The organism is Arthrobacter sp. 01T419 (assembly GCF_056398865.1).
Map to the genome: position 1 here is coordinate 271,680 of NZ_JBFTQF010000001.1, position 22,321 is coordinate 294,000.

The 22,321-nt window shown below is 63.4% G+C and carries 21 protein-coding genes and 2 tRNA genes; 6 read left to right on the forward strand and 17 right to left on the reverse strand.

Annotated elements, in window-relative coordinates:
• Positions 1-19 precede the first annotated feature (19 nt).
• The 3 genes from rpmF to coaD all read right to left on the reverse strand — a co-directional run bounded on the left by rpmF (position 20) and on the right by coaD (position 1,416).
• Complete coding sequence (rpmF, locus tag AC1DLO_RS01330; RefSeq protein ID WP_090818901.1) at positions 20-223, reverse strand: 50S ribosomal protein L32; 204 nt, start codon at positions 221-223, stop codon at positions 20-22.
• Positions 224-255: 32 nt separating this feature from the next.
• Positions 256-783 carry a YceD family protein gene (locus tag AC1DLO_RS01335; RefSeq protein ID WP_184737335.1) on the reverse strand — a complete coding sequence of 176 codons (528 nt, stop codon included), beginning with the start codon at positions 781-783 and terminating at the stop codon, positions 256-258.
• 147 nt (positions 784-930) lie between these two features.
• Complete coding sequence (coaD, locus tag AC1DLO_RS01340; RefSeq protein ID WP_184737334.1) at positions 931-1,416, reverse strand: pantetheine-phosphate adenylyltransferase; 486 nt, start codon at positions 1,414-1,416, stop codon at positions 931-933.
• 230 nt (positions 1,417-1,646) lie between these two features.
• On the opposite strand from coaD, the gene AC1DLO_RS01345 reads away from it, so the two are divergent.
• Positions 1,647-2,777, forward strand: coding sequence for an aminotransferase class I/II-fold pyridoxal phosphate-dependent enzyme (locus tag AC1DLO_RS01345; RefSeq protein ID WP_476888762.1), 1,131 nt, complete (start codon positions 1,647-1,649; stop codon positions 2,775-2,777).
• 2 nt (positions 2,778-2,779) lie between these two features.
• Positions 2,780-3,568 (forward strand): spermidine synthase, encoded by a 789-nt coding sequence (locus AC1DLO_RS01350; RefSeq protein ID WP_476888527.1) that lies wholly within the window; start codon positions 2,780-2,782, stop codon positions 3,566-3,568.
• Between the two features lie 97 nt (positions 3,569-3,665).
• On the opposite strand, the gene rsmD is transcribed toward AC1DLO_RS01350, so the two are convergent.
• Genes rsmD through thiL form a run of 4 tightly spaced genes read right to left on the reverse strand, consistent with a single transcriptional unit; the run spans position 3,666 to position 8,695 of the window.
• On the reverse strand, positions 3,666-4,232 hold the full coding sequence (gene rsmD / locus AC1DLO_RS01355; RefSeq protein ID WP_476888528.1) for a 16S rRNA (guanine(966)-N(2))-methyltransferase RsmD: 567 nt from the start codon (positions 4,230-4,232) through the stop codon (positions 3,666-3,668).
• A 51-nt stretch (positions 4,233-4,283) separates the two neighbouring features.
• Positions 4,284-6,563 carry an ATP-dependent DNA helicase RecG gene (locus AC1DLO_RS01360; protein WP_476888529.1) on the reverse strand — a complete coding sequence of 760 codons (2,280 nt, stop codon included), beginning with the start codon at positions 6,561-6,563 and terminating at the stop codon, positions 4,284-4,286.
• Positions 6,553-7,659 carry a DAK2 domain-containing protein gene (locus AC1DLO_RS01365; RefSeq protein WP_476888763.1) on the reverse strand — a complete coding sequence of 369 codons (1,107 nt, stop codon included), beginning with the start codon at positions 7,657-7,659 and terminating at the stop codon, positions 6,553-6,555. Before AC1DLO_RS01365 ends, AC1DLO_RS01360 begins: the two co-directional genes overlap by 11 nt.
• Positions 7,660-7,681: 22 nt before the next feature.
• The gene (thiL, locus tag AC1DLO_RS01370; RefSeq protein WP_476888530.1) at positions 7,682-8,695 is read right to left on the reverse strand and encodes a thiamine-phosphate kinase; all 1,014 of its coding nucleotides are present in this window, start codon (positions 8,693-8,695) and stop codon (positions 7,682-7,684) included.
• Positions 8,696-8,869: 174 nt separating this feature from the next.
• Here thiL and AC1DLO_RS01375 point away from each other — a divergent pair, with 174 nt between their 5' ends.
• Complete coding sequence (locus tag AC1DLO_RS01375) at positions 8,870-9,385, forward strand: DUF3515 family protein (protein WP_476888531.1); 516 nt, start codon at positions 8,870-8,872, stop codon at positions 9,383-9,385.
• Between the two features lie 38 nt (positions 9,386-9,423).
• Here the strand turns inward: AC1DLO_RS01375 and AC1DLO_RS01380 are convergent, their stop codons facing one another.
• The 6 genes from AC1DLO_RS01380 to leuC all read right to left on the reverse strand — a co-directional run bounded on the left by AC1DLO_RS01380 (position 9,424) and on the right by leuC (position 16,007).
• Positions 9,424-10,590: a D-alanine--D-alanine ligase family protein gene (locus AC1DLO_RS01380; RefSeq protein ID WP_260404829.1), complete on the reverse strand. Its 1,167-nt coding sequence runs from the start codon at positions 10,588-10,590 to the stop codon at positions 9,424-9,426.
• A gap of 17 nt (positions 10,591-10,607) precedes the next feature.
• On the reverse strand, positions 10,608-11,639 hold the full coding sequence (locus AC1DLO_RS01385; protein ID WP_476888764.1) for an NAD(P)H-dependent glycerol-3-phosphate dehydrogenase: 1,032 nt from the start codon (positions 11,637-11,639) through the stop codon (positions 10,608-10,610).
• Between the two features lie 17 nt (positions 11,640-11,656).
• Positions 11,657-12,433, reverse strand: coding sequence for a lysophospholipid acyltransferase family protein (locus tag AC1DLO_RS01390; protein ID WP_476888532.1), 777 nt, complete (start codon positions 12,431-12,433; stop codon positions 11,657-11,659).
• A gap of 11 nt (positions 12,434-12,444) precedes the next feature.
• Positions 12,445-13,770 carry a UDP-N-acetylglucosamine 1-carboxyvinyltransferase gene (gene murA, locus AC1DLO_RS01395; RefSeq protein WP_476888533.1) on the reverse strand — a complete coding sequence of 442 codons (1,326 nt, stop codon included), beginning with the start codon at positions 13,768-13,770 and terminating at the stop codon, positions 12,445-12,447.
• Between the two features lie 169 nt (positions 13,771-13,939).
• Positions 13,940-14,542 (reverse strand): 3-isopropylmalate dehydratase small subunit, encoded by a 603-nt coding sequence (gene leuD, locus AC1DLO_RS01400; RefSeq protein ID WP_078108589.1) that lies wholly within the window; start codon positions 14,540-14,542, stop codon positions 13,940-13,942.
• Positions 14,543-14,552: 10 nt separating this feature from the next.
• Positions 14,553-16,007 carry a 3-isopropylmalate dehydratase large subunit gene (gene leuC, locus AC1DLO_RS01405; RefSeq protein WP_476888534.1) on the reverse strand — a complete coding sequence of 485 codons (1,455 nt, stop codon included), beginning with the start codon at positions 16,005-16,007 and terminating at the stop codon, positions 14,553-14,555.
• A gap of 112 nt (positions 16,008-16,119) precedes the next feature.
• On the opposite strand from leuC, the gene AC1DLO_RS01410 reads away from it, so the two are divergent.
• Both AC1DLO_RS01410 and AC1DLO_RS01415 read left to right on the forward strand, forming a co-directional pair.
• Entirely contained in the window at positions 16,120-16,839 is a 720-nt protein-coding gene (locus AC1DLO_RS01410) for an IclR family transcriptional regulator (RefSeq protein WP_028264661.1), read from the forward strand.
• A 60-nt stretch (positions 16,840-16,899) separates the two neighbouring features.
• Positions 16,900-17,466 (forward strand): DUF1697 domain-containing protein, encoded by a 567-nt coding sequence (locus AC1DLO_RS01415; RefSeq protein ID WP_476888535.1) that lies wholly within the window; start codon positions 16,900-16,902, stop codon positions 17,464-17,466.
• 469 nt (positions 17,467-17,935) lie between these two features.
• On the opposite strand, the gene AC1DLO_RS01420 is transcribed toward AC1DLO_RS01415, so the two are convergent.
• Together AC1DLO_RS01420 and AC1DLO_RS01425 are read right to left on the reverse strand one after the other, a co-directional pair.
• Positions 17,936-18,008, reverse strand: a tRNA-Glu gene (locus AC1DLO_RS01420).
• Positions 18,009-18,134: 126 nt separating this feature from the next.
• Positions 18,135-18,206, reverse strand: a tRNA-Gln gene (locus tag AC1DLO_RS01425).
• A gap of 331 nt (positions 18,207-18,537) precedes the next feature.
• On the opposite strand from AC1DLO_RS01425, the gene AC1DLO_RS01430 reads away from it, so the two are divergent.
• Complete coding sequence (locus tag AC1DLO_RS01430; protein ID WP_476888536.1) at positions 18,538-20,001, forward strand: hypothetical protein; 1,464 nt, start codon at positions 18,538-18,540, stop codon at positions 19,999-20,001.
• 20 nt (positions 20,002-20,021) lie between these two features.
• Here the strand turns inward: AC1DLO_RS01430 and AC1DLO_RS01435 are convergent, their stop codons facing one another.
• Together AC1DLO_RS01435 and gltX are read right to left on the reverse strand one after the other, a co-directional pair.
• Positions 20,022-20,735 carry an HAD family hydrolase gene (locus AC1DLO_RS01435; protein WP_476888537.1) on the reverse strand — a complete coding sequence of 238 codons (714 nt, stop codon included), beginning with the start codon at positions 20,733-20,735 and terminating at the stop codon, positions 20,022-20,024.
• 12 nt (positions 20,736-20,747) lie between these two features.
• Complete coding sequence (gltX, locus tag AC1DLO_RS01440) at positions 20,748-22,262, reverse strand: glutamate--tRNA ligase (protein WP_476888538.1); 1,515 nt, start codon at positions 22,260-22,262, stop codon at positions 20,748-20,750.
• Positions 22,263-22,321: the final 59 nt, after the last annotated feature.

The following is a 22,321-nucleotide window of genomic DNA, read 5'->3' on the forward strand; positions in this document are numbered from 1 at the left end:
GTCAGCCTATGTGGCGGATTTAGGCGTCTGCGACCTTGCGGCCCTTGTATTCAAGGAACAGCGCAGTGCCGGCAGAGTCGGTAACGACCTTTGCCTGGTGCGGCAGGCTGTAAACAACCTGGCCGTTTTCGATGGTCTTGACCAGGTTGGGGGCAGTTGCCTTCCACTGGGCACGGCGGGCGCGTGTATTTGCGCGAGACATTTTCCGCTTGGGAACAGCCACGGCTATCTCATTTCTCTCTTAGTCAACACTTACTAATCAGTTTGCCGGTCAGACTTAGCCAGTTCAGCTAGGGCAGCCCAGCGAGGATCCAGGACCTCGTGGTGGTGCCCCGGCTCGTCTTCCAGACGCACTCCGCATTCGGAGCAGAGGCCCTGGCAGTCTTCCCGGCACACCGGCTGGAACGGCAGCATAGTTACAACTGCGTCCCGCAACACCGGCTCAAGATCGATTAGATCGTGCTCGACTCGACGTTGCTCTTCATCGTCTTCTTCGTCCGAAAGCTCGACGCCTTCATAGAAGAAAAGTTCTTGCACATTGACCTCAAGGTCATACGCAAGGGGATCCAGGCATCGTCCGCATTCGCCCTTGACTTCAGCGAATACGGTTCCAGATACCAGAATTCCTTCGTGTACGGCCTCAAGCCTCAGATCCAGCTCGATATCCGAGCCTTCCTGAACGCCAATGAGTGCCACACCAAGGTCACTTGGCGCGGGTACATGTTCAGTGAGCGTCCGCATGCTTCCTGGACTACGTCCGAGGTCCTTGACGTCCAGCGTCAAAGGCGAACTTACATCTCGCTTAATGAGAACTCCTGTAGAACATATGACCGACGTACCATCTTAGCCTGAACGCATGAACGGACTCAAACCGGGCCAATTGCAGCGCGTTCCACCCCGAGGTACCGATCCAGCTTACCCGCTGCGGGGCTACTCTGCCGCCGACTCGCCAGCCAGGAGCCTCTTGAGCACGGACTTGGGCACGAAATCGGAGACATCGCCGCCCAGGACGGCTATCTCTTTGATCAGCGTGGAGGACAAATGCAGGTAGTGGGCCTCCGCCGGAAGGAAAACAGTCTCGACGCCGGATAGCTGGCGGTTCATGGTGGCCATAGGGAGTTCGTAGTCAAAGTCCGAGGACGAGCGCAAGCCCTTCACGATGGCCGAAATCCCCCGATGCCTGCAGTATTCGGCCAGTAGTCCCTCCCCCATGGGCTCCACGATGATGCCCCGTAGGGATGCCAAGGTCTGCCGGGCCATCTCCATGCGTTCTTCGAGGCTGAAGCGGTACTTCTTCGCGTAGTTGGTGGACACTGCCACCACCACTTCATCGAACAAGCCCGCGGCCCTTGCGATGACTTCCAGGTGTCCGTTGTGGATAGGGTCAAAGGAGCCAGGGCACACTGCGCGTCTCATGGTTCGAACCTACCGTATCCGGGGCCGTCGGCACTATGGCGATAGCATGGCTGACAAGCTGGCCCGGACGAGCCGGAAGCCACCATCCAGGAAGGCAACGTACAGTGACGAGCCAGGTCCCCCTCAGCGTGAACACCTCCGGCGCCCCGTGGCAGCCTGCCGCCGGCGCTGCCCCATGGCAACGGGCCGCAAGCGGGGCCAATCTGCTTTCCGCTGACGGTAGCCTCGGCATGACCATCTTCGAAGAGATGACAACATTGGCAATATCCACCGGGGCCATCAATCTGGGCCAAGGTTTCCCGGACGAGGATGGGCCGGCGGAAATCAAGGCAGCGGCACAGGCGGCCATCTCGGCCGGGGCCAACCAGTACGCGCCGGGCAAGGGCATCCTTGAACTTCGTGAGGCCATCGCCGCACACCAGGCGCGCTTCTACGGACTGACTCCGGACCCCCAGACAGAGGTCATCGTGACCACGGGGGCCACCGAGGCCATCGCCGCGTCATTGCTCGCGTTCATCGAGCCCGGCGACGAGGTCCTGACCTTCGAGCCGTTCTATGACTCCTACGGTGCCATTATCGGCCTCGCCGGCGCCAAGCATGTGACCGCTCCCCTGCTCGCGCCGGATTTCCTTCCGGACGTGGATGCCATGGAATCGGCATTCAGTGAGCACACCAAGGTTGTGCTCCTCAACAACCCGCACAATCCCACCGGAGCGGTGTTCCCGCGCAATGTACTGGAACGCGTCGTCGAACTCGCCCGGAAGTATGACGCTGTGATCCTCAGCGACGAAGTCTACGAGCACCTGACCTTCGGCGTGCAGCACCTTCCGGTTGCAAGCATCCCCGGGGCCGCCGAACGAAGCGTCACGATTTCCTCGGCCGGCAAGACGTTTTCCTTCACTGGCTGGAAGGTTGGCTGGCTCAGCGGACCTGAACATCTTGTGGCGGCGATCCGCACAGTCAAACAATTCCTCAGCTACAGTTCGGGCACCCCGTTCCAAAGTGCCATCGCCGTAGGCCTGGCCTTGCCGGACGAGTTCTACTCCGGCATCGCTTCCACTCTCCAGCACAAGCGGGACATCCTGGCCGAGGGACTGCGGGCCGCTGGCTTCGGCGTCTACACCCCCCAGGGAACATACTTCATCAACGTGGACACTGCGCCGCTGGGCATCGGCGACTCCGTGGACCTGGCACGGCGGCTGCCAGAGCTCGTAGGAGTGGCCGCCATCCCCGTCCCGGTGTTCTGCCACCCCGAAGGCGCGGAACGGACGCGCAGCCTTCTGCGGTTCGCCTTCTGCAAGAAAACCTCTGTGCTGGAAGAAGCAGCCGCCAGGCTGGCCACCCTACGGGACAAGCTCTGACTGTGTCGGTCCGCGAAAGCCATGAGGGACGCCGATTCCTGCGGACCACCGGGCAGCACGCGGCGATCGAAGCCGACGCGCTGATCGACGGCGCCTACATCTTGCGGATCGGCGGCGCCGAGCAATCCCATGTCAATCTCGCGGAGCCCGCAGAGATCTTCTATGAGTACTTGCGCAGGATCGGCCATGTGGTGGATCTTGCCGCGCCCAGCGGGCAGCCAATCACGGCCCTTCACCTCGGTGCCGGGGCACTGACCCTGGCCCGCTACATCGAGGCGACGAGGCCCGGTTCGGAACAGCACGCCGTCGAACTCGAACGCGAATTGCTCGACTTCGTGATGCAGAAGCTGCCCCTTCCGGACGGTACCCGCTTGGAAACGCATATCGGCGACGCACGCGAAACCCTCGCCGAGCTGCCCCCGGAGCTCATGTTCGACGTCGTGATCCTGGACATCTTCTCCGGACCTGAGGCTCCGGCCCATATTGCCCGCACCGAGTTCTACGAGGAAGCCGCCGCCCGGCTCCGGCCGGACGGCGTGCTCATTGTCAATGTCGGCGATGAAGCAGCCTTGACCCTAGTGCGGAGCCAGGTCGCTGCGATGCGTGAGGCGATGCCCGACGTTGCGGCTTTCGCCGAGAGTGGCATGTTCGCCGGGCGATATCCGGGCAACATCATCCTGGCGGGGACGCGCAGGCCATGGCCGGCCGCATGGACAGCGGAACTCCTGGCCCGGGGGCCGCACCCCGCGGCTGTGTTGAGCGGAGTGGAACTGGACCGCCTATCGGGCTAGCGCCGCCTATCGGGCTAGCGCCGCCTATCGGGCTAGCGCCGCCTATCGGGCTAGCGCCGCCTATCGGGCTAGCCCCGCATCTCCGGCCAGGGACACGCTAGACGGGTTCGGCGAACCAGAGCTTCGTTTCGCCGTATTTCTTATCGGCAAACCGTTCGAGGGTGTCCGGCCAGTCCGGTTCCGGGGAGCGTGAGGAACGTTCGACGACGACGACGGCGCCCTCGTCCAGGTGGAAGGCAAGCTTGGCGAGGACGGCCTTGAGGGAAGGCTCGTCCAAAGGGTACGGCGGATCCAGGAAGACCAAGTCCCAGAGGGCGTCGTCGGCAGCCCGTTCCAGGAATGACTCCACCTTGGAACGGTGGACGGAGACCGTCCTGCGCCCCAGCGCCTGGTTGGCCATGTCCGCATTCCGCTGGCAGACCTCGGAAGCGCGGGCATCGAACTCGACGAGTTCGGCCGTGCGGGCACCTCGGCTGGCGCTTTCGATCCCGAGCGAACCCGAGCCGGCATAGAGGTCAAGGACGCGGGCATCGTCGATGGCGTCGAGTGCCTCAAGGCGTGAAAACAAGGCCTCCTTGACGCGGTCCGTCGTGGGCCTGGTGGCGTTTCCCGGGACGCTGACCAAGGGGTTTCCGCCCGCCACGCCGGCAATGATCCGGCTCACGGTCGTCCTTCTGAGTCATGGCGCGCAGGGGTAGTGCCCGGCATGGATTCCTTAGCCGCGTTCAAGGAACGCCTCCTTTTCGGGGTTGAGGTACTCGTCAATTGCCGCGGCGAGGGCTTGTTGGCCTTGCAACCCTGGATCGTCGGCCACGAGCCCCTGGGCATCGGCGCGGGCACGGGCGATCACATCCTCATGCTCCAGGACCCGCAGCAGTTTGAGGGTGGAACGCCCGCCGGATTGCGAGGCACCCAGGATGTCACCTTCGCGACGCAGCTTGAGGTCTTCCTGGGAAAGCTCGAAACCGTCGGTAGTGGAAGCAACGGCGTCAAGGCGCCTACGGCTCGGATGGCCGGGCTCGAGCGTGGTGACCAGCAGGCACGTTCCGGGTAGACCGCCTCGGCCCACCCGCCCGCGCAACTGGTGGAGTTGCGATATGCCGAAGCGGTCAGCATCAAGGATCACCATGAGGGTGGCGTTATGGACGTCCACGCCAACCTCGATGACCGTGGTGGACACCAGCAACTGGGTCTGGTTGGCGGTGAACGAGGCCATGGTCTCGGACTTGAGCGCGGGATCCTGCCGCCCGTGAAGAGGCTCGACGCGGACTCCGCGCAAGGCGGGCTCCTGGCTGAGTGTTTCGACGACTGCGGTCACTGAGGCGAGCTCGCGCGCGGGGCCTTCGTCCGAAAGTTCGGCGTCGCTCGGTTCCGCTTCGCCGGGACTGAAGTCGCCGTCGTCGTCGTCTCCGATCTTGGGACACACGACGTACACCTGGTGGCCGGCGTCGATCTCTTCCCGCGAGCGTTTCCAGATCCTGGCTGCCCAACCCGGGTTTTCCGCGAGCCCTACGACGTGGGTGGAGATGGGCGCCCGGCCTGCGGGGAGTTCGTCGAGCACGGACGTTTCGAGGTCGCCGAAGACGGTCATGGCCACGGTGCGCGGAATCGGAGTGGCGGTCATCACCAGGAGGTGGGGCGGCCGGTTTGCCTTGGCACGCAGGGCGTCCCGCTGCTCCACTCCGAATCGGTGCTGCTCATCCACGACGATCAGCCCCAGGTCCTGGAAGGAGGTCTTGTCACCGAGCAATGCGTGGGTACCGATCACAATGCCGGCATTGCCCGAAGCGGCGTCCAGCATGGCTTGCTTGCGGGCGGCCGTCGGCATGGAACCCGTCAGCAACGTGACCTGGACCGATCCCGGGCCACTCCCAGGGCCGCTGTCCAACAATCCGGCCCCGCCCAGCATTCCGGCACCACCGAACAGACCGTCGCGGGCCAGCGGACCCAGGGTCCTCCGGATGGAATCGAAGTGCTGCGCCGCGAGGACCTCCGTGGGGGCGAGCAGTGCCGCCTGTCCGCCGGCATCCACCACTTGCAGCATGGCCCGCAAAGCCACGATCGTCTTTCCGGAACCAACTTCGCCCTGGAGCAAGCGGTTCATCGGTGAGTCCTGTGCCAGCTCGCGGGAGAGGGTCTTTCCGACGGCGGCCTGGCCGGCAGTCAGCGTGAACGGCAGCTGCTGGTCGAAGGAGGCAAGGAGGCCATCGGGGAGGGGCCGTCGCGCGGTCGCCTCTTCGGCTGCCAGCTGGGCCCGCCGCCGTGCCAACGCGGTTTGCAGCACCAAAGCTTCCTGGTAACGGAACCGATCCCGTGCACGTTGCCAGTCCGTTGCCGTTTCCGGAGAATGGATCAGCCGATACGCCTGTCCTACCTCCAGGAAGTTTTCCCGGGACGCGATGTCGGAAGGCAGCGGATCTTCGATGCTGTCCACATCGATGGTGTCCAGAAGCGTGGTGATGACCTTGTGGATGGACCAGCTGGTGAGCTTCGCCGTGGCGGGGTAGACAGGGATGGGCATGGCCGCGAGCTTCTCTGGATCGACCGAACCGGCCAACTCGGGGTCTTCGTCCAACAACATGAAGTCCGGATTGGTCATGCCCAGGGATCCGCCGTAGCGGCTGACCCTTCCAGAGAACATCACGCGGCGCCCCGGCTGGAGTTCGCTGCGGGCCCGGAAGCCGTTGAAAAAACTGATCTTCAGGGTTCCGGGAACCTGCTCGCCGCTGGCCTCGTCAGTGACCACCACGTCGGTCAATGATCCACGCCTTGCCCTCATCTGCCGAGTGGAGTTGGACAACACCCTGGCAATAAGGGTGGCCTCTTCATCCAGCGGCAGTTTACTGATGGGCGTCAGCTCCCCACGGCTCAGGTAGCGGCGGGGAAAGTAGTTCAGCAGCTCACCGACTGTGTCCAGGCCGAGGTGCTTCTCGATGACGGAGGCGGAACGTTTGCCGATCCTTCGTTCGAGCGGAATCCGGAGCTCAGGATTCATGCCCGTGCTGGCCTACCGGGAGGCCAGGGTCGCGCGGCATCGACAACTGGCTGACGGAGATGTCGGTGGGGTCGCCGAGCGAGCGGATGAGGGCCACGGCCGGTTCCGCATCCGGAACGTGGACATGCACGCGCCAGCGGTAGCTGGTTTCTACTGCGTCATCGTCATCATCATCGTCGTCGCTATCACCGGAGCCTTCCGTTCCCGCAGGGCCGCCGGGACGGCCCGCGCTGCCCACCTGGCTGGAGCTGCCCTCATGGCTGGCGCTGCCCACCTGGCTGGCGCTGCCCACCTGACTCATGATGACGGAGTCGCCGAGCTCGTCCAATCGCTGGCGCAGCGTGGCGGCCGCCAGCGGTGAAAGGCTGATGGTACACATGACTTCGACGCCGTCGTCATCGGGCATTCCAGCGTGGATGTGCGGATCCTGCAGGTCATAGCCGTGGAGGCCGTCCAAGAGCTCATCCTGGAGTTCTTCGCCGAGGACGGCCGAACGCAGGCAATCGAGGATCAGCAACATACCCACACCGCCCGCGTCCACGACGTGGGCAGCGTGCAGCGGGGCTAGCTGATCCTCGGTGCGCACCACCGCGTCCAGCGCGGCATGGACGGCGGCATCGAGGGCCAGGCCCAGCGCCTGGTTGCTGTCATCGCCATTGTGTGCCGTATCGCATTCACCTGCGGCCTTTGCAGCGGCCTCGAGAACGGAGAGCATGGTACCCGGCACAGGCTCGCTCAAGGCCGACCACGCCCGGATCTGGGCACGGTTCAGGGCTGTGGCAAGCAGCGGCGCGCTGAGTCGGGTGTGGCCGACAAGCGGTTCAGCCGCTGCGCACAGAAAGACGGCAAAGAGCGTTCCGGAGTTCCCGCGCGCCTGCTCCATGGCTGCCCGGCCTGCACTGGCCAGAACGGCACCGACGTCGTTCGTTGGTTCGTCACGGCCGGAACCATCAACAAATGCCGCGGCAGCGGCGCGGACAGTGAGGTACAGATTGGTGCCGGTATCACCATCTGCCACCGGAAAAATATTGATCGCGTTGAGGCGGTCGCTGTGGTTCCCTAGCGTAGTCTCCGCCTTGCCCAGCCACCGCTTCATGGCGTGCGCATTGGCGGCAATCTTAGTCTGCAAAGTGATCCCATCCCACGGTGTCAGCGGGCATTCCCGCTATCCGGACGCCGCTGCGCTGCCCTTCGGCAACGGCCTGGATCGAGCCTATCGCAGTGAAGCCGGAAGGTAGCTGAACATTTGCCGGAAAAGTCGCCAGCAGGCCATGGTCCTCTCCACCGCCGAGAATCCAGTCCATGGGATCGCGGCCAAGGAGAGCTGAGGCAGCTTCCAAGGGAGCGGCGAGGGCCTTGAGCGCTATGGGGTCGAGATCGAGTGCGACACCGCTCGCTTCGGCGAGGCGGGCGCCGTCGCGCAACAACCCGTCGGAGACATCCATCATGGCGGTTGCTCCGGCCTTGGCACCCAATGGACCTGCCGCGAGTGGCGGCTGCGGCCGGCACTGGCTGTCCATGAGTGCCTGCTGGGCAGGGTTCAGGTTTCCGACGGGAATAGTGCTTTCCAGAAGAGCCAAACCGGCGGCAGCGCGCCCAACGGTTCCTGCAAGGGCCAGGACATCGCCGGGTCGGGCTCCGGAGCGCAGCACAGCGGGAAGGCCGTGCATTGTCCCGATGACAGCGACGGTCACGGCGATTTCGCTGCCACGGCCCAGGTCTCCTCCCGCAACCGAACAGTCGGCAGCCCCCAGACCGACGATGCCGGCCGTCAAGCCATCCGCGAAGTCCTCAACCCACTCCACCGGAGTGCCGGGCGGCATGGTCAGGCTCACGACGAGGGACACGGCGGTGCCACCCATCGCGTTGATGTCGCTGAGATTTTGTGCCGCCGATTTCCAACCGACGTCGTACCCTGTGGTGCGGTATCCGTTGTTCCATTGCAGGCGGAAGTCCTGGTCCTGGGTCTGGGTGTCAATGGAAATGAGGGTCCGGCCATCCGGAGCGGCGACGACGGCGGCGTCGTCCCCCGGTCCGAGCAACACACTGCTGCTGTGGTGCAGGCGCGGGAAAATCCGCGCGAGGAGCTCCCCTTCGGAGAGCTCAGCGACAGTCTGTTGTTCTATGGACACAGCTCTACGCTATCGCGAACCGCTGACAACGACGGGCTGATCCGTGGCGGCCGGGCTTTGACTGGCCAGCGTTGGCTGAGTGTGGCATCCTCCCCTGCTCCCGGGATCTGCTTCCGCCCGCGAGCTGCTGCTTCCCCGATCCTCGGCTTGCCGCCGCCGCGATAGGCTTGATCAATGCAACAAACGAAAGCCGCTGTGTACGTCCGTGCCCTTTGCTCCCTGACGGCCGCGGCGGTTTCGGTTCTTGCCCTGACAGCCTGCTCCCCCGTCGTCGACGTCAAGCCAGCCGCTGACGCCGCAAACGCGGCTTGCGCACCCATGATGGTGGCACTTCCGGACACAATCGGCGAGGCCGCCTTGCGGAAGACCAACAGCCAAGCGACCGCCGCATGGGGCGACCCTTCCGTCCTGATACTGCGTTGCGGCGTCAACGTGCCCGGCCCCACTACGGACCGCTGCGTCACGGTGAACGATGTCGACTGGGTCATCAAGGAAGGCGACCCGGTGTGGACACTGACCACCTACGGGCGCGAGCCTGCCACGGAAATCCTCATGGACCCGAACAAAATCAGCTCTGCCACGGTCCTCGCGGATCTGGCACCTGCCGCGGCGAAAATCAAGGCCGTACGCAAATGCGTTGGCCAGCCTGAGTTGCTGCAAAACCTGCCGACAAGCACACCCGGCAAATAGCAGGCCTAGCGCCGGCGCTTGTCAGCTCAGGCCGGTTTTCAGCGCAGGCCGGTTTTCCGATTGAGTGCCAGGTAGATGAGTTCGTCGATCAACTCGGCGTAGCTCAGACCGGAAGCCGCCCACATCTGCGGATACATGCTCTTGGGCGTGAACCCGGGCATCGTGTTGATCTCGTTAATGATCAGTTCGCCGTCCGGAGTGTAGAAAAAGTCCACGCGGCTGAGGCCTTCAGCACCGACAGCATCGAACGCTGCGGCAGCAAGCTCACGGACCCGGGCGATGGCCTCGTCCGGAATATCAGCCGGGCAGCTCAAGGCAGCGGCGCCGTCTTCAACATACTTGGCGTTAAAGTCATAAAACTCGTGTTCGCCCGGAGCGACGGCGATTTCGCCCGGCATGGAAGTGCGCGGCGCCGAGGTGCCGCGTCCTTCAAGGACGGCGCACTCGATTTCCCGGCCAACAATGCCGGCCTCGATCACCAGTTTGAGGTCGTGCCGACGTGCCTCTTCAATGGCGGCATCCAGCCCGTCCATGGAATCGACTTTGGAAATCCCCATCGAGGAACCGGCGCGAGCGGGCTTCACGAAGACCGGGAAGCCAAGGCGGTCCACCCGCTTGCGGACGGCTTCGGCGTCGTTGATCCATTCACGGTCCGTGACGGCGACATACGGCCCCACGGTAAGGCCCGCGGCCTCGAAAACGACCTTCATGAAGTGTTTGTCCATACCTACCGCGGAAGCCAGAACTCCAGCGCCCACATACCGGGTGTCCGAAAGCTCCAAGAGCCCCTGGATGGTCCCGTCTTCGCCCCAAGGACCGTGCAGCAGTGGGAAAACGACGTCCACGGAGCCTAGTTCCTCGGGCACCGCATTCGGGGCAGTGACGATCAGCTGGTGGGCTCCGCCCACCTCGGCAAGCGTGACGGTCTTCCCGGACGGTGCCACCTCAGGCAACGCCGAGGCACTCAGGGACCATTTGCTGATATCAGCTGAAGGGAGCACCCATTGGCCGGACTTGGCGATCCCGATGGGAATGACGTCGTACTTGCTCTTGTCGATAGCGCCCATGACCCCGGCGGCCGTCACGCAGCTGACCGCGTGCTCGCTCGAGCGGCCGCCAAAGAGTACTGCGACGCGCGGCCGACGGCGTTCGGAGGGTTTTGCGTAAGCAGCAGTTCCAGAGGGCTCAGCAGCTCCGGCAGACAAGGATTCTTCGGTCACAGTCAGTAATCGCCTTCGGACTTCAGGGAGCGGGCCAGGAGTCTGGGCCCAAGTTCATCAACGGATAGTTTGCCTTCAAGGACGGCCACCACGGCCGCGGTGATCGGCATGTCGACACCGAGCTTTCCGGCTAGTTCGTAGACAGCGTACCCGGACTTGATGCCCTCCGCCGTCTGCGTCATCTGCTCGGTAACCTGTTCAAGGGTCAGGCCCTCTCCGAGCAAACGGCCCGCCGTGTGGTTCCGGGAAAGGGGCGAGGAGCAGGTCGCCACCAGGTCTCCCAGTCCAGCAAGACCGGCCATGGTATGCGCCTCGCCACCCAAAGCAAGGGCAAGCCGCGAGGTCTCCGCAAGGCCGCGCGTGATCACCGAGGCCTTCGTATTGTCGCCCATTTGCTTGCCTTCGCAGATGCCGACGGCGAGGGCGATGACGTTTTTCACAATCCCGCCGATTTCGACGCCGACGACGTCGTTGCTCGTATAGGGGCGGAAGTACGGCGCGGTGCAGTAGAGCGCGAACGATGCAGCAGTGGCTTCGTCGCCGCATGCCACGACTGAAGCCGTCGGTTCCTGTCGTGCAATTTCCATGGCCAAATTAGGCCCGGAAACCACGACGACCCGCTCTTGCGGAATGTCGAGTTCCTCGGAAATGACCTCGCTCATCCGCGAGTCGGTACCGAGCTCGAGGCCCTTCATGAGCGACACAACAACGGCTCCCGGAGCCACGAGTGGCTTCCATTTGCGAAGTTGAAGCCGAAGCGATTGCGCCGGCACGGCAAGAATCACGATTCCGGCACCGGCAAGGACCTCTGATACGTCCGCTGAGGCGGTGATGCAATCGGGCAGCGCAATATCCTTTAAGTACTGCGTATTGCGGTGCTCCGTGTTGATCTGGGTAACCACTTCGTCCCGTCGGCCCCAAATGCGGATGCTGCGCTCCGCGCCACTGGCTGTTGCCGCATCCGCCAGGACCTTTGCGAACGTGGTGCCCCAGGATCCTGCGCCAAGCACGGCGACTACCGCGGTGTCGGCCATAAGTACTTCGCCAGCGGTCACTTCTGTCCGTCCGTGCCGTTGTTGCGCGTAGTTTCTTCCGTTGCTTGGAAGCGGCCGTGCTTCGACTGATTGTGAGCAGCAGGATCCCACCGTTCCCCGGGCGGTTCTTCCCCGCGCAAGGTAGCAAGGAGCCCAGTGATGGCATCCATGATGATGTCCGTAGCCTCAACCAACGTTGCCCGGTCCAGGGGTCGGCCTTGGAAAGCACTGAGATCCACCGGTTCGCCTACCAGGATGCGGGAGGTCTTCCGCGGGAAGACATGTAGGCGCTTGGCGTACCGGGGGAACACCTCATGGGCACCCCAATGGGCAATGGGCACCACGGGGGCACCGGTCTGGATTGCCAGGCGCGCAGCTCCCGTGTGGCCCTTCATCGGCCACAAGTCCGGGTCGCGCGTCAAGGTGCCCTCTGGGTAGATAATGATGGCGCCGCCGGCATCCACCACTTCCTGGGCGGCTTGCAGCGAGCGGTTCGCTCCCGTCGTCGAGCGTTCTACCGGAATCTGGTTCGTGGCGCGCAACAGGCCACCCAGAACGGGGGCCTTGAAGAGCCCCGCCTTCGCAAGGAAGTGCGGCGGACGCTTCATGTTGTAAAGCATGTGCCCCACCACGATGGGGTCGATCTCGGTGCAGTGGTTCGGGGCCGCAATGAAGCCACCTGCGGGGAGCTTTTCGGTCCCCTCCCACTTCTTTGCCATGAGGATGTTCATGAGCGGACGCGCAATTCCCGCGAGAACAGCGAACATGGCACGGCTCTGGGCCGATTCCTTCAAGGTATCCCCCGTTACTTGGAGTCAGTGAGGTCGAAATCGGCGCCCAGCGCGGCGAGCTTTTCTGTAAATCGCTCGTAACCCCGGTTGATGATGTCGATCCCGGTCACCCTGGACGTGCCGGTCGCGGCAAGCGCCGCAATAAGGTGACTGAATCCGCCACGGAGGTCGGGAATATCGATGTCGGTGCCCCTGAGCGGGGTGGGTCCTGAGATGACGGCGGAATGCAGGAAATTGCGCTGGCCGAATCGGCACGGCACGCTGCCGAGGCATTCGCGGTGGACTTGGATGGTGGCACCCATACGACTCAACGCGTCGGTGAAGCCGAAGCGGTTTTCGTACACTGTTTCATGCACGATCGACACTCCTTCAGCCTGCGTCAGGGCCACCACCAAGGGCTGCTGCCAGTCGGTCATAAAGCCCGGGTGTACGTCCGTTTCCAGGACGAGCGGACTGAGCTTCCCGCCAGGGTGATAGAAGCGGATGCCGTCCTCGCGGATATCCATCCCGCCACCCACCTTGCGGTAGGTGTTCAGGAAAGTCATCATGTCCCGCTGCGAAGCACCCTCAACGAAGATATCTCCACGGGTCACCAATGCAGCGGAAGCCCACGACGCCGATTCGTTGCGGTCCGCCAGGGCACGGTGGTCGTAGCCACCAAGGTCCCTGACGCCTTCGATCCTGATGGTGCGATCCGTCTGGACGCTGATGATCGCGCCCATCTTTTGCAGGACGGCGATGAGGTCGATGATCTCGGGTTCGGTGGCGGCACCACTGAGTTCAGTGATGCCCTCGGCGCGTGTGGCGCTCAGCAGGACCTGTTCCGTGGCTCCCACCGAAGGGTAAGGGAGGGAGATCTTGGCACCGTGGAGTCCCTTGGGGGCGGAAATATGGATGCCGCCCGGGCGCTTTTCGACGACGGCGCCAAACTGACGGAGTACGTTGAGGTGGTAATCGATGGGCCTGTCACCGATCTTGCACCCGCCGAGGTCCGGAATGAATGCTTCGCCAATGGCATGGATCAGCGGGCCGCACAGCAGGATCGGGATGCGGGAGTCTCCCGCGTGGGCGTCGATCGCGGTACTGGACGCTGTCTTGGCGTTTTGGGGATCCAGCGTGAGATCGCCGGTGACGGGGTCTTTCTGAACAGTCACGCCATGGAGCTGCAGCAGGCTGGTGACCACCTCCACGTCCTTGATTTCCGGGACGTTCCGCAGCACCGAGGGTTCGTTGCCGAGGAGCGAAGCCACCATGGCCTTGGGAACAAGGTTCTTGGCACCTCTGACGGTGACGCGACCGGTCAAAGGGACGCCGCCGCGGATTGTCAGGACACTACTCATCTATACCGGTTTCCTCACGAGTTGATGCCCCCATACTTACGAAGACTCCAGCTAAGCATAAAAGCTGACGTTACCGATTCGAAATGGAGCACGCCCGGCAGAACTTCCGCAGACGGAAAAGGACCGGCATGGAGCCGGTCCCTTTCCGGTGAACTACTGGTACCGCGCCCTACTGGATTCGCGCCGGCAGGGTTTTCGGCTTGAAGGAGGGCCTCGTGGCCTCGTAGGCCGTGATGTCTTCCTCGTGCTGGAGCGTCAGTCCGATGTCGTCCAGGCCCTCCAGGAGGCGCCAACGGGTGTAGTCATCGATTTCGAAGGGTGCCACGACGTTTCCGCACTCGACGGTCTTGGACACGAGGTCCACCTTCACTTCGGTGCCGGGCGCGTTTTCAAGCACTTTCCAGATGAGCTCGATGTCATCCTGGGCAAGCTCGGCTGCCAGGAGCCCTTGCTTTCCCGAGTTGCCGCGGAAAATATCCGCAAACCGGGAGGAGAGTACGGCTTTGAACCCGTAGTCTTTCAGTGCCCAGACAGCGTGCTCGCGGGATGAGCCGGTGCCGAAATCGGGTCCCGCCACAAGCACGGAGCCGGCGTTGAAGGGTTCCTGGTTCAGGATGAAGGACGGGTCCTTGCGCCACGCTGAGAAAAGCGCGTCTTCGAAACCGGTACGGGTGATCCGCTTCAGGTAGACCGCTGGAATGATCTGGTCCGTGTCCACATTGCTCTGGCGCAGCGGGACACCGATGCCGGTGTGGGTGGTGAACTTTTCCATGGGGATCCTCCTAGGCGGCGTCGGTAGTGGTGGATGCGGACACTGAGGCGGGCTCCAGGTCCGACGGCGAGCTCAGCGTCCCGCGTACTGCCGTGGCTGCAGCTACCACCGGCGAAACCAAGTGCGTGCGGCCGCCCTTGCCCTGGCGCCCCTCGAAGTTGCGGTTCGAGGTGGATGCGCAGCGCTCCCCCGGTTCCAGCTGGTCGGGATTCATGCCCAGGCACATGGAGCATCCGGCAAAGCGCCATTCAGCGCCGAATTCCTTGAACACCTTGTCCAGGCCCTCTGCTTCGGCTTCAAGGCGGACGCGTGCCGAGCCGGGAACCACCAGCATCCGTACTTTCGGGTCTTTTTCGCGGCCGCGGATAACATCGGCGGCGGCACGCAGGTCCTCGATACGGGAGTTCGTGCAGGAACCAAGAAACACCGTGTCCACCCGGATGTCCTTCATCGGGGTACCGGCTTCGAGGCCCATGTACTGCAGGGCGCGTTCGGCGGCCAGCTTGGCGTTTTCGTCACCGAAGTCCTCGGGGAAGGGCACCGCTTCGTTGAGCGAAATGCCCTGGCCCGGGTTGGTTCCCCAGGTCACGAACGGCTCCAAAGTATCGGCGTCGAGGTCCACCTCGACGTCGAAAGTCGCGTCGTCATCGGTGTGCAGCGTATTCCAGTATTCGACGGCGGCATCCCACTCGTCGCCCTGGGGGGCGTGCGGGCGGCCGTGCATGTAGTCGTACGTCGTCTGGTCCGGAGCCACGAGTCCGGCACGGGCACCGGCCTCAATGGACATGTTGCAGATGGTCATGCGGGCATCCATGGAGAGTGCACGAATGGCCGAGCCACGGTACTCGAGGACGTAGCCCTGGCCGCCACCGGTGCCGATCTTGGCGATGACTGCCAGGATGATGTCCTTTGCCGACACGCCCGGGCGCAGGGTGCCCTCAACGTTGATGGCCATGGTCTTGAACGGCTTGAGGGACAGCGTCTGGGTGGCCATGACGTGTTCCACTTCGGACGTGCCGATACCCATGGCCAGCGCACCGAATGCGCCGTGCGTGGAGGTGTGGGAATCTCCACAGACAACCGTCATGCCGGGCTGGGTGAGCCCAAGCTGCGGACCGACTACGTGAACAATGCCCTGTTCGGCATCGCCGAGCGAGTGCAGGCGGACCCCGAATTCCTGGCAGTTGTTACGCAAGGTCTGGATCTGCGTGCGGCTGGTGAGGTCGGCAATCGGCTTGTCGATGTCCAGCGTGGGCGTGTTGTGGTCCTCGGTCGCGATGGTGAGGTCCGGCCGGCGCAAACGGCGGCCGGCCAAACGGAGACCCTCAAAGGCCTGCGGCGAAGTGACTTCATGCACGAGGTGCAGGTCGATGAACAAAAGATCGGGCTGGGCGTTGGCTCCTTCGCCTTCGCCCTTGCGCACCACGTGCGCATCCCAGACTTTCTCGGCCAGTGTCTTTCCCACGGCCTGCTCCCTTCACTGCGGTTGGCTTGACTACTTCCACTGAACATCAGCGATTCAAACTGCGCCAGCGAAACAACTTGCATCTCAGATATTGAGACGGCAATATCATTACATGGACAATTCTAGTGGAGTCGGCGTCATCGATAAAGCGGCCCAGGTGCTCGACGCACTTGAGGCGGGACCGACCACCCTCGCTCAACTGGTGGCCGCAACAGGGCTGGCCCGTCCCACCGTGCACCGGCTGGCGCTGGCCCTGGTCCACCACCGCCTCGTGAGCCGTGACATCCAAGGCCGATTTGTCCTGGGCAGCCGCCTCGTTGAGCTCGCCTCGGCGGCCGGCGAAGACAGGCTCATCGCCTCGGCTGGCCCCGTCCTCATCCAGCTCCGCGACGCGACCGGAGAAAGCGCTCAGATCTTCCGCCGGCAGGGCGATTGGCGCGTGTGCGTCGCCTCGGCCGAACGCCCCATAGGCCTGCGCGACACCATTCCCGTGGGCACCCAGCTGTCCATGAAGGCTGGCTCCGCCGCGCAAATCCTGTTGGCTTGGGAGGACCACGACCGCCTTCTAGACGGGCTTCAGAATGCCCGGTTCACGCCGACCGTCCTGGCAGGAGTACGACGCCGGGGCTGGGCTCAGAGCCTCGGCGAACGCGAGCCTGGGGTTGCCTCAGTTTCCGCACCCGTGCGCGGTCCTTCCGGCCGGGTTATTGCTGCGGTGTCCATCTCGGGCCCTATCGAGCGCCTGACCCGCCAGCCCGGACGCCTCCACGCCGAAGTCGTCTGCAACGCCGCCCGGGTACTCACCGAAGCGCTGCGCAAGAACAACGACTAGGCATTTCTCGTCGGCGCCCATCGGCGCCCCTCCGGTTGCGGCCGCAGGTAGGGTAGGCGCATGAACAGCTTTGCCGTGTTCCTGCGCGGGATCAACGTGGGCGGGATCAACATCAAGATGGCCGACCTCAAAGCAGCCCTCAAGGCGTACCCTTTCACTGACGTCAGGACCCTGCTGGCCAGTGGCAACGTAGTGCTCCAGAGCGAGCTCGACGCGGCGGGAGTCAAGGAGCAGTGTGAAAAGTGCTTGAGGGAAGCATTTGGCTATGACGCCTGGGTGGTGGTCCTGACCGCTGAGCAGGTTGCCCAACTGGTGGAAGCCTGCCCTTATCCTGCCGACGACAAAACCACCCACAGCTACATCACTCTCGCCTCGGACGCGGCCATGTTGGACGAACTCTTCGACGCCGGCACAGCCCTCGGCACCCCGGGGCAGGGCGGCGTCGAGCAAGTCCGACTGGGGCCCGAGGCCTCGGCTTGGCTCGCCCCCGCGGGAGGCACCCTGGACAGCCCCTTCAGCAAGCTCTCCGCAAAGGCCCGCTACAAGGCGAGCACGACCACCCGGAACCTGCGCACGCTCATCAAGGTCAGGGATGCCGCAGAGGCCCTTCAGAAAGACAGCGCCTAACGGCTTAAGGCGGGCACCTGGCCCTGCTCCGCGTATTTGTTGGGGCCAAGGCCTCCCATTCCTCTTCCCGCCCTCCGCCCTCCAATTCGAATGATCGGGCAGAATCCAACATTAACCGAGCCATCCTGACCTTCTTTGGTCGGGGAAAGCGTTTGCGACACGGCGAGTCGCGTCATACCGGAGGCTTAACGCGTCAAACAAGGTCGGGACGGGCGGCCCCAAGCGACCCGGTCCTCCCCGGAGGACCATTGCATGGTGGAGGCGCGGGGCCGTTATCGTCGGCGGCCTCCCGTACCGTTCTCCCCCCTTTTGACATAGGAAAGCGTTTGCAACACGGCGAGTCCCGTCATTCCCGGGCTTTTGTGCGGCAAACAAGGGGAGAAAGGTACGGCGAACGAGGGTTCTGGGCCCCGCACCCGAGGCAAAGAAAAATCCCCCGGAACCTATTGGTTCCGGGGGATTCATTTTGTGACCCCAGCGGGATTCGAACCCGCGTTACCGCCGTGAGAGGGCGGCGTACTAGGCCGCTATACGATGGGGCCTTGCACTTTCAGAATGCCGCTTCCGGCATTCAAGCTGAATGAGTATTTCATACATTCAACATTGTTTCAAATCGGCGGACCGTTTCAAACTTCCAAATTACCCGCAAAAGCGTGGATTATTCAGAGCTGGGATACCAGGACTCGAACCTAGAATGACGGTACCAGAAACCGTAGTGTTGCCAATTACACCATATCCCATTGGTGCTTTTAGGCCGGATTCGTTGGCCTAAACCTTCGCTCCGTGCCCCTCAGCACGAGTAATTACTTTACCCGAGACTTTCGATGCGCACAAATCGGGTTCGGTAGTCGCACGCCTGCACGGTCCCCACGCCCACACGATCCGCAGATGAGAGCAAAAACCCTTGCACTCCCCGGATCTTAAGTTTACTCTCGGTAAGTTACCAATCGGTAACCAACGCCAAACACTTGTTTCGTGGCACAGCCGCAGGTCAAGCCGCCTGTTAGCTGCGTCACATGGGGGATCCCGGCAGCAGCGCCGCCGTCGGGAAGTCATCGAGAGGAATTGCCCATGACACGGAACCCTGCCATTGCCACCAGAACACGAAGCCGGGCCCAGATGATCGCGATCGGTGTGCTCGTTCTCCTACTCATCGCGTTCCTCGGGTTCTACACCTTGGTCATCGGGAAGATCGCCGCGGGATCCGAGCAGCTCAATGACGGCGCCGGACAGGCATCAGCCGGTGCCAGCCAGCTCAAGGACGGCGCGGCAAGATTAGCGGGAGGAGCCGCGGAAGCCGGCACCGGCGCCGCCAAACTGGCTGATGGCGCCTCAAAGGTCAAAACCGGAATCCAGGGCAAACTGGCCCCGGGAGCCCAGCAGTTGAAAGATGGCGCCGACAAACTGGCGACCGGGGCGGTGAAGATCCAGAACGACGTCAACGCCAAGCTTGCGCCGGGAGTCTACAAAGTGGACGACGGCGCGCAGAAGCTCGCCGCCGGAGCTGTGCAGCTCTCCGCGGCATTGACCCCGACGCCGGCTGGCAACGCCGAAAACAATCTCGCCGACGGCGCCACCCAACTCAATAATGGCGCGATCCAGCTTAATGAGGGCGCCACCCAGCTCGATGCCGGCGCTGCTCAACTCGCTGCAGGTACTGCCAAGCTGGCGGCGGGCACTGATCAGCTCAAGGGCTACCCTGGAGCCGGAAACGATCCAACCAAAGGAACGGGAACCGCCGCATTGGCACAGGGACTGCAGCAGCTTGCCGACGCCGCCAACGGTGTTCAGGGTGTGGTGCCTCTCGCAGTTCTGAAGGCCCAGATCAATGCGCTGAACGATGGCGCGCATCGCCTCGACGCCGGAGCTGGGCAATTGCAGGCGGGGGCGGGCCAGCTTCAAGCCGGGGCGGGGCAGTTGCATGATGGCACCGGAAGGCTCGCCGACGGCACAGACAAGTTGGCCGCGGGAACCGGAAAGCTGACGGCCGGCTTCGCGACGCTGGCCCAGAAGCTCAACAGCCAGGACCCAGCCTCTCCAGGCGTGGTCCTGGGAACCCAGATGCTTGCTGATGGAACGGCGAAGATCCGCGTGGGCATGGACGGAGTTCCAGGCGACCCCGAACATCCGGGGCTCCTCAAGGCCACGGCCAGCATGACGGACGGAACGTCACGGTTGGCCTCGGGCACGGATTCACTGATGACGGGTATCAAGGGCAGCCCCGCTGATCCGTCCTCCCCCGGGCTCCTGGACGGCTCCACGGCACTGGCCGCAGGTGCGTCGAAGTTGTCCGAAGGAAACGCCAAACTGGCCGCGGGCTCGGCCCAACTGTCCACCGGTGCCGACAAACTCGCAGACGGGAACGCTCGAATCGCCGCGGGCACGGCAGAACTCCATCAGGGAGCCGCAGCGGTATCGCCGTCGAGCATGGCGGAAAAGTCGGATACCGGCACGGCGCTCGGACTGGTGGGCGTCCTAAGTGCCGGCTCCGTTGGCGCATTCGTTTTCCTGAGGAAGTTTCGCCTGGGCGCGTAAGCGGGAAGCCGCCCTATCGCTCAGGCGAGCAGTCGCGACAAGGAATCTATTTCCCGGCCGGTAAAGCCGGAGGCCACCTCGCCGGTGCGGTTCAGCCAGACGCCCCGCAATCCGGCTGCGGTGGCGCCATCGGCGTCGAGCAGGCGGTTGTCTCCGACGAAGAGCGTCTCAGCCGGGGTGGTGCCCAGGCGCCGGACCCCTTCCAGGTAAATGGCGGGGTCCGGCTTGGGCACACCTACGGTGTCCGTTCCGACGAGGACCGAGATGCGACCAAGTCCCGCGCTGTCGAGCTTGACCCTCTGATAGTCATGGACATTATTGCTCACGGCGCCATAGGGAATGCCCGCGGCGTCCAAAGTGTCAAGCACGGGGACGACGTCGCTGAAGGCCCTGACATAGCTGGGCTGCAGCCGGGAGTAGTCGCTCAGCCATGTGTGGGAGTCCTCGCCCCCAAGCTCGACGCCGAAATGCCCCAGGGCAGCGCGGCCCCGCAGGAGGCGCTGCTCGTTGAACGTCAGCTCGCCGGCGAGGTATCGGTCGTAGAAATGGGTGGTTTCGTGCGTGAAGATCCGTCCGAACTTCTCCCACCCGGCCTGGTCCAGGCCAGGTAGGAGATGTTCGCTCACATCACGCAGAGCCGTGGTCATGGCGTACTCGAGGTCCACAAGGGTGTCGTCAATATCGAACAGGACACCCCGGACCGTGCCAAATGACTCATGAAGTGCCCTGATCACGGCGTGCCTTGACTAGCCGCGGAACGAGCGCAAGCGGGTGAGCGAGGATTCCTTGCCCAGAATGACCATCGATTCGAAGAGCGGCGGCGAGATGCGGCGGCCGGAGATTGCCGTCCGCACGGGGCCAAACGCGAGGCGCGGCTTGATGCCGAGATCCTCCACGAGGGCTTGCTTGAGTGCCGTCTGGATGCTTTCCGCGGTCCAGTCCTCGACGGGTTCCAGGGCACCCAACGCGGCGTCCAACACCTCGGTCAGGTTCTCGGGAAGTCCCTTGCGGGCGTCGTCCGCGACGTCGATCTTGTCGTCGTTCTTGAACAGGAAGGCAAGCATCTCGGGAGCCTCGCCCAGCAGGGTGATGCGTTCTTGGACCAGCGGCGCGGCCTCGGCGAGGATCTCATCCTGGCGTGGGGTCAGGATCTCTCCCACGAAGCCGGCGGCACGCAGGTAAGGCACGAGCCGCTCGCGGAAGTCTTCGGGAGCAAGCATGCGCACGTGCGTGCCATTGATGGCTTCCGCCTTCTTGATGTCAAAGCGCGCCGGGTTGCCCAGGACATCGTGGATGTCGAAGTTGGCCACGAGCTGCTCCACGGTGAAGATGTCCTCATCGGCGCTCAGCGACCAGCCCAAAAGCGACAGGTAGTTGAGCAATCCTTCACGAATGAAGCCACGTTCGCGGTGCAGGAACAGGCTGGATTCCGGATCGCGCTTGGAAAGTTTCTTGTTGCCCTGGCCCATGACGTAGGGAAGGTGGCCGAATTCCGGCATGTACTCAGCCACGCCGATGGCGTAGAGCGCACGATAGAGGGCGATCTGACGCGGAGTGGAGCTCAGCAGGTCCTCTCCGCGGAGGACGTGGGTGATGCCCATGAGCGCGTCATCAACGGGGTTCACCAGGGTGTACAGCGGCGCACCGTTGGCACGCACCACGGCGAAGTCCGGCACTGAGCCCGCCTTGAACGTGATCTCCCCGCGCACGAGGTCATTGAAGGTCAGGTCCTCGTCCGGCATGCGTAGTCGCAGCACGGCCTGGCGGCCCTCGGCTTTGTACTGGGCGAGCTGCTCCTCCGTGACATGACGGTCGAAGCCGTCATAGCCGAGCTTGGGATCCCGCCCGGCAGCACGGTGCCGAGCTTCGATTTCGTCAGGCGTGGAGTACGACTCGTAGATGTGGCCGCCGGCTTTGAGCTTGGCGATGACGTCCTGGTACATGTCGCTGCGCTGCGACTGGCGGTACGGTTCGTGCGGGCCGCCGACTTCGACGCCCTCATCCCAATCGATGCCAAGCCACTTCAGCGCGTCAAGCAGCTGGTGGTAGCTTTCCTCGCTGTCGCGGGCTGAATCAGTGTCCTCGATGCGGAAAATAAGCTTGCCGCCCGTGTGCCGAGCATAGGCCCAGTTGAAGAGGGCGGTACGGATCAATCCGACGTGCGGGGTTCCCGTGGGCGAGGGGCAGAACCGGACACGAACCGGGGTTTCGGCGTTCACGGCAGGGATGGCGGCAGAGTTCGACGCAGCAGCAGTAGTCATAGTGGTTCCAACTTTACCGCGCGTCGCTTGGCGGAATGGCCAGTGCTACTTGGCGTCGA

Excerpts from the sequence above, each read along its gene's own strand:
- AC1DLO_RS01375 (WP_476888531.1), top strand. The coding sequence starts at position 8,870 with ATGCAACAAACGAAAGCCGCTGTGTACGTCCGTGCCCTTTGCTCCCTG.
- gltX (WP_476888538.1), bottom strand. The coding sequence starts at position 22,262 with ATGACTACTGCTGCTGCGTCGAACTCTGCCGCCATCCCTGCCGTGAAC.
- murA (WP_476888533.1), bottom strand. The coding sequence starts at position 13,770 with ATGAGTAGTGTCCTGACAATCCGCGGCGGCGTCCCTTTGACCGGTCGC.
- AC1DLO_RS01430 (WP_476888536.1), top strand. The coding sequence starts at position 18,538 with ATGACACGGAACCCTGCCATTGCCACCAGAACACGAAGCCGGGCCCAG.
- AC1DLO_RS01365 (WP_476888763.1), bottom strand. The coding sequence starts at position 7,659 with ATGAAGCGGTGGCTGGGCAAGGCGGAGACTACGCTAGGGAACCACAGC.
- AC1DLO_RS01345 (WP_476888762.1), top strand. The coding sequence starts at position 1,647 with ATGACCATCTTCGAAGAGATGACAACATTGGCAATATCCACCGGGGCC.
- AC1DLO_RS01385 (WP_476888764.1), bottom strand. The coding sequence starts at position 11,639 with ATGGCCGACACCGCGGTAGTCGCCGTGCTTGGCGCAGGATCCTGGGGC.
- AC1DLO_RS01410 (WP_028264661.1), top strand. The coding sequence starts at position 16,120 with ATGGACAATTCTAGTGGAGTCGGCGTCATCGATAAAGCGGCCCAGGTG.
- AC1DLO_RS01360 (WP_476888529.1), bottom strand. The coding sequence starts at position 6,563 with ATGAATCCTGAGCTCCGGATTCCGCTCGAACGAAGGATCGGCAAACGT.
- coaD (WP_184737334.1), bottom strand. The coding sequence starts at position 1,416 with ATGAGACGCGCAGTGTGCCCTGGCTCCTTTGACCCTATCCACAACGGA.
- leuD (WP_078108589.1), bottom strand. The coding sequence starts at position 14,542 with ATGGAAAAGTTCACCACCCACACCGGCATCGGTGTCCCGCTGCGCCAG.
- AC1DLO_RS01415 (WP_476888535.1), top strand. The coding sequence starts at position 16,900 with ATGAACAGCTTTGCCGTGTTCCTGCGCGGGATCAACGTGGGCGGGATC.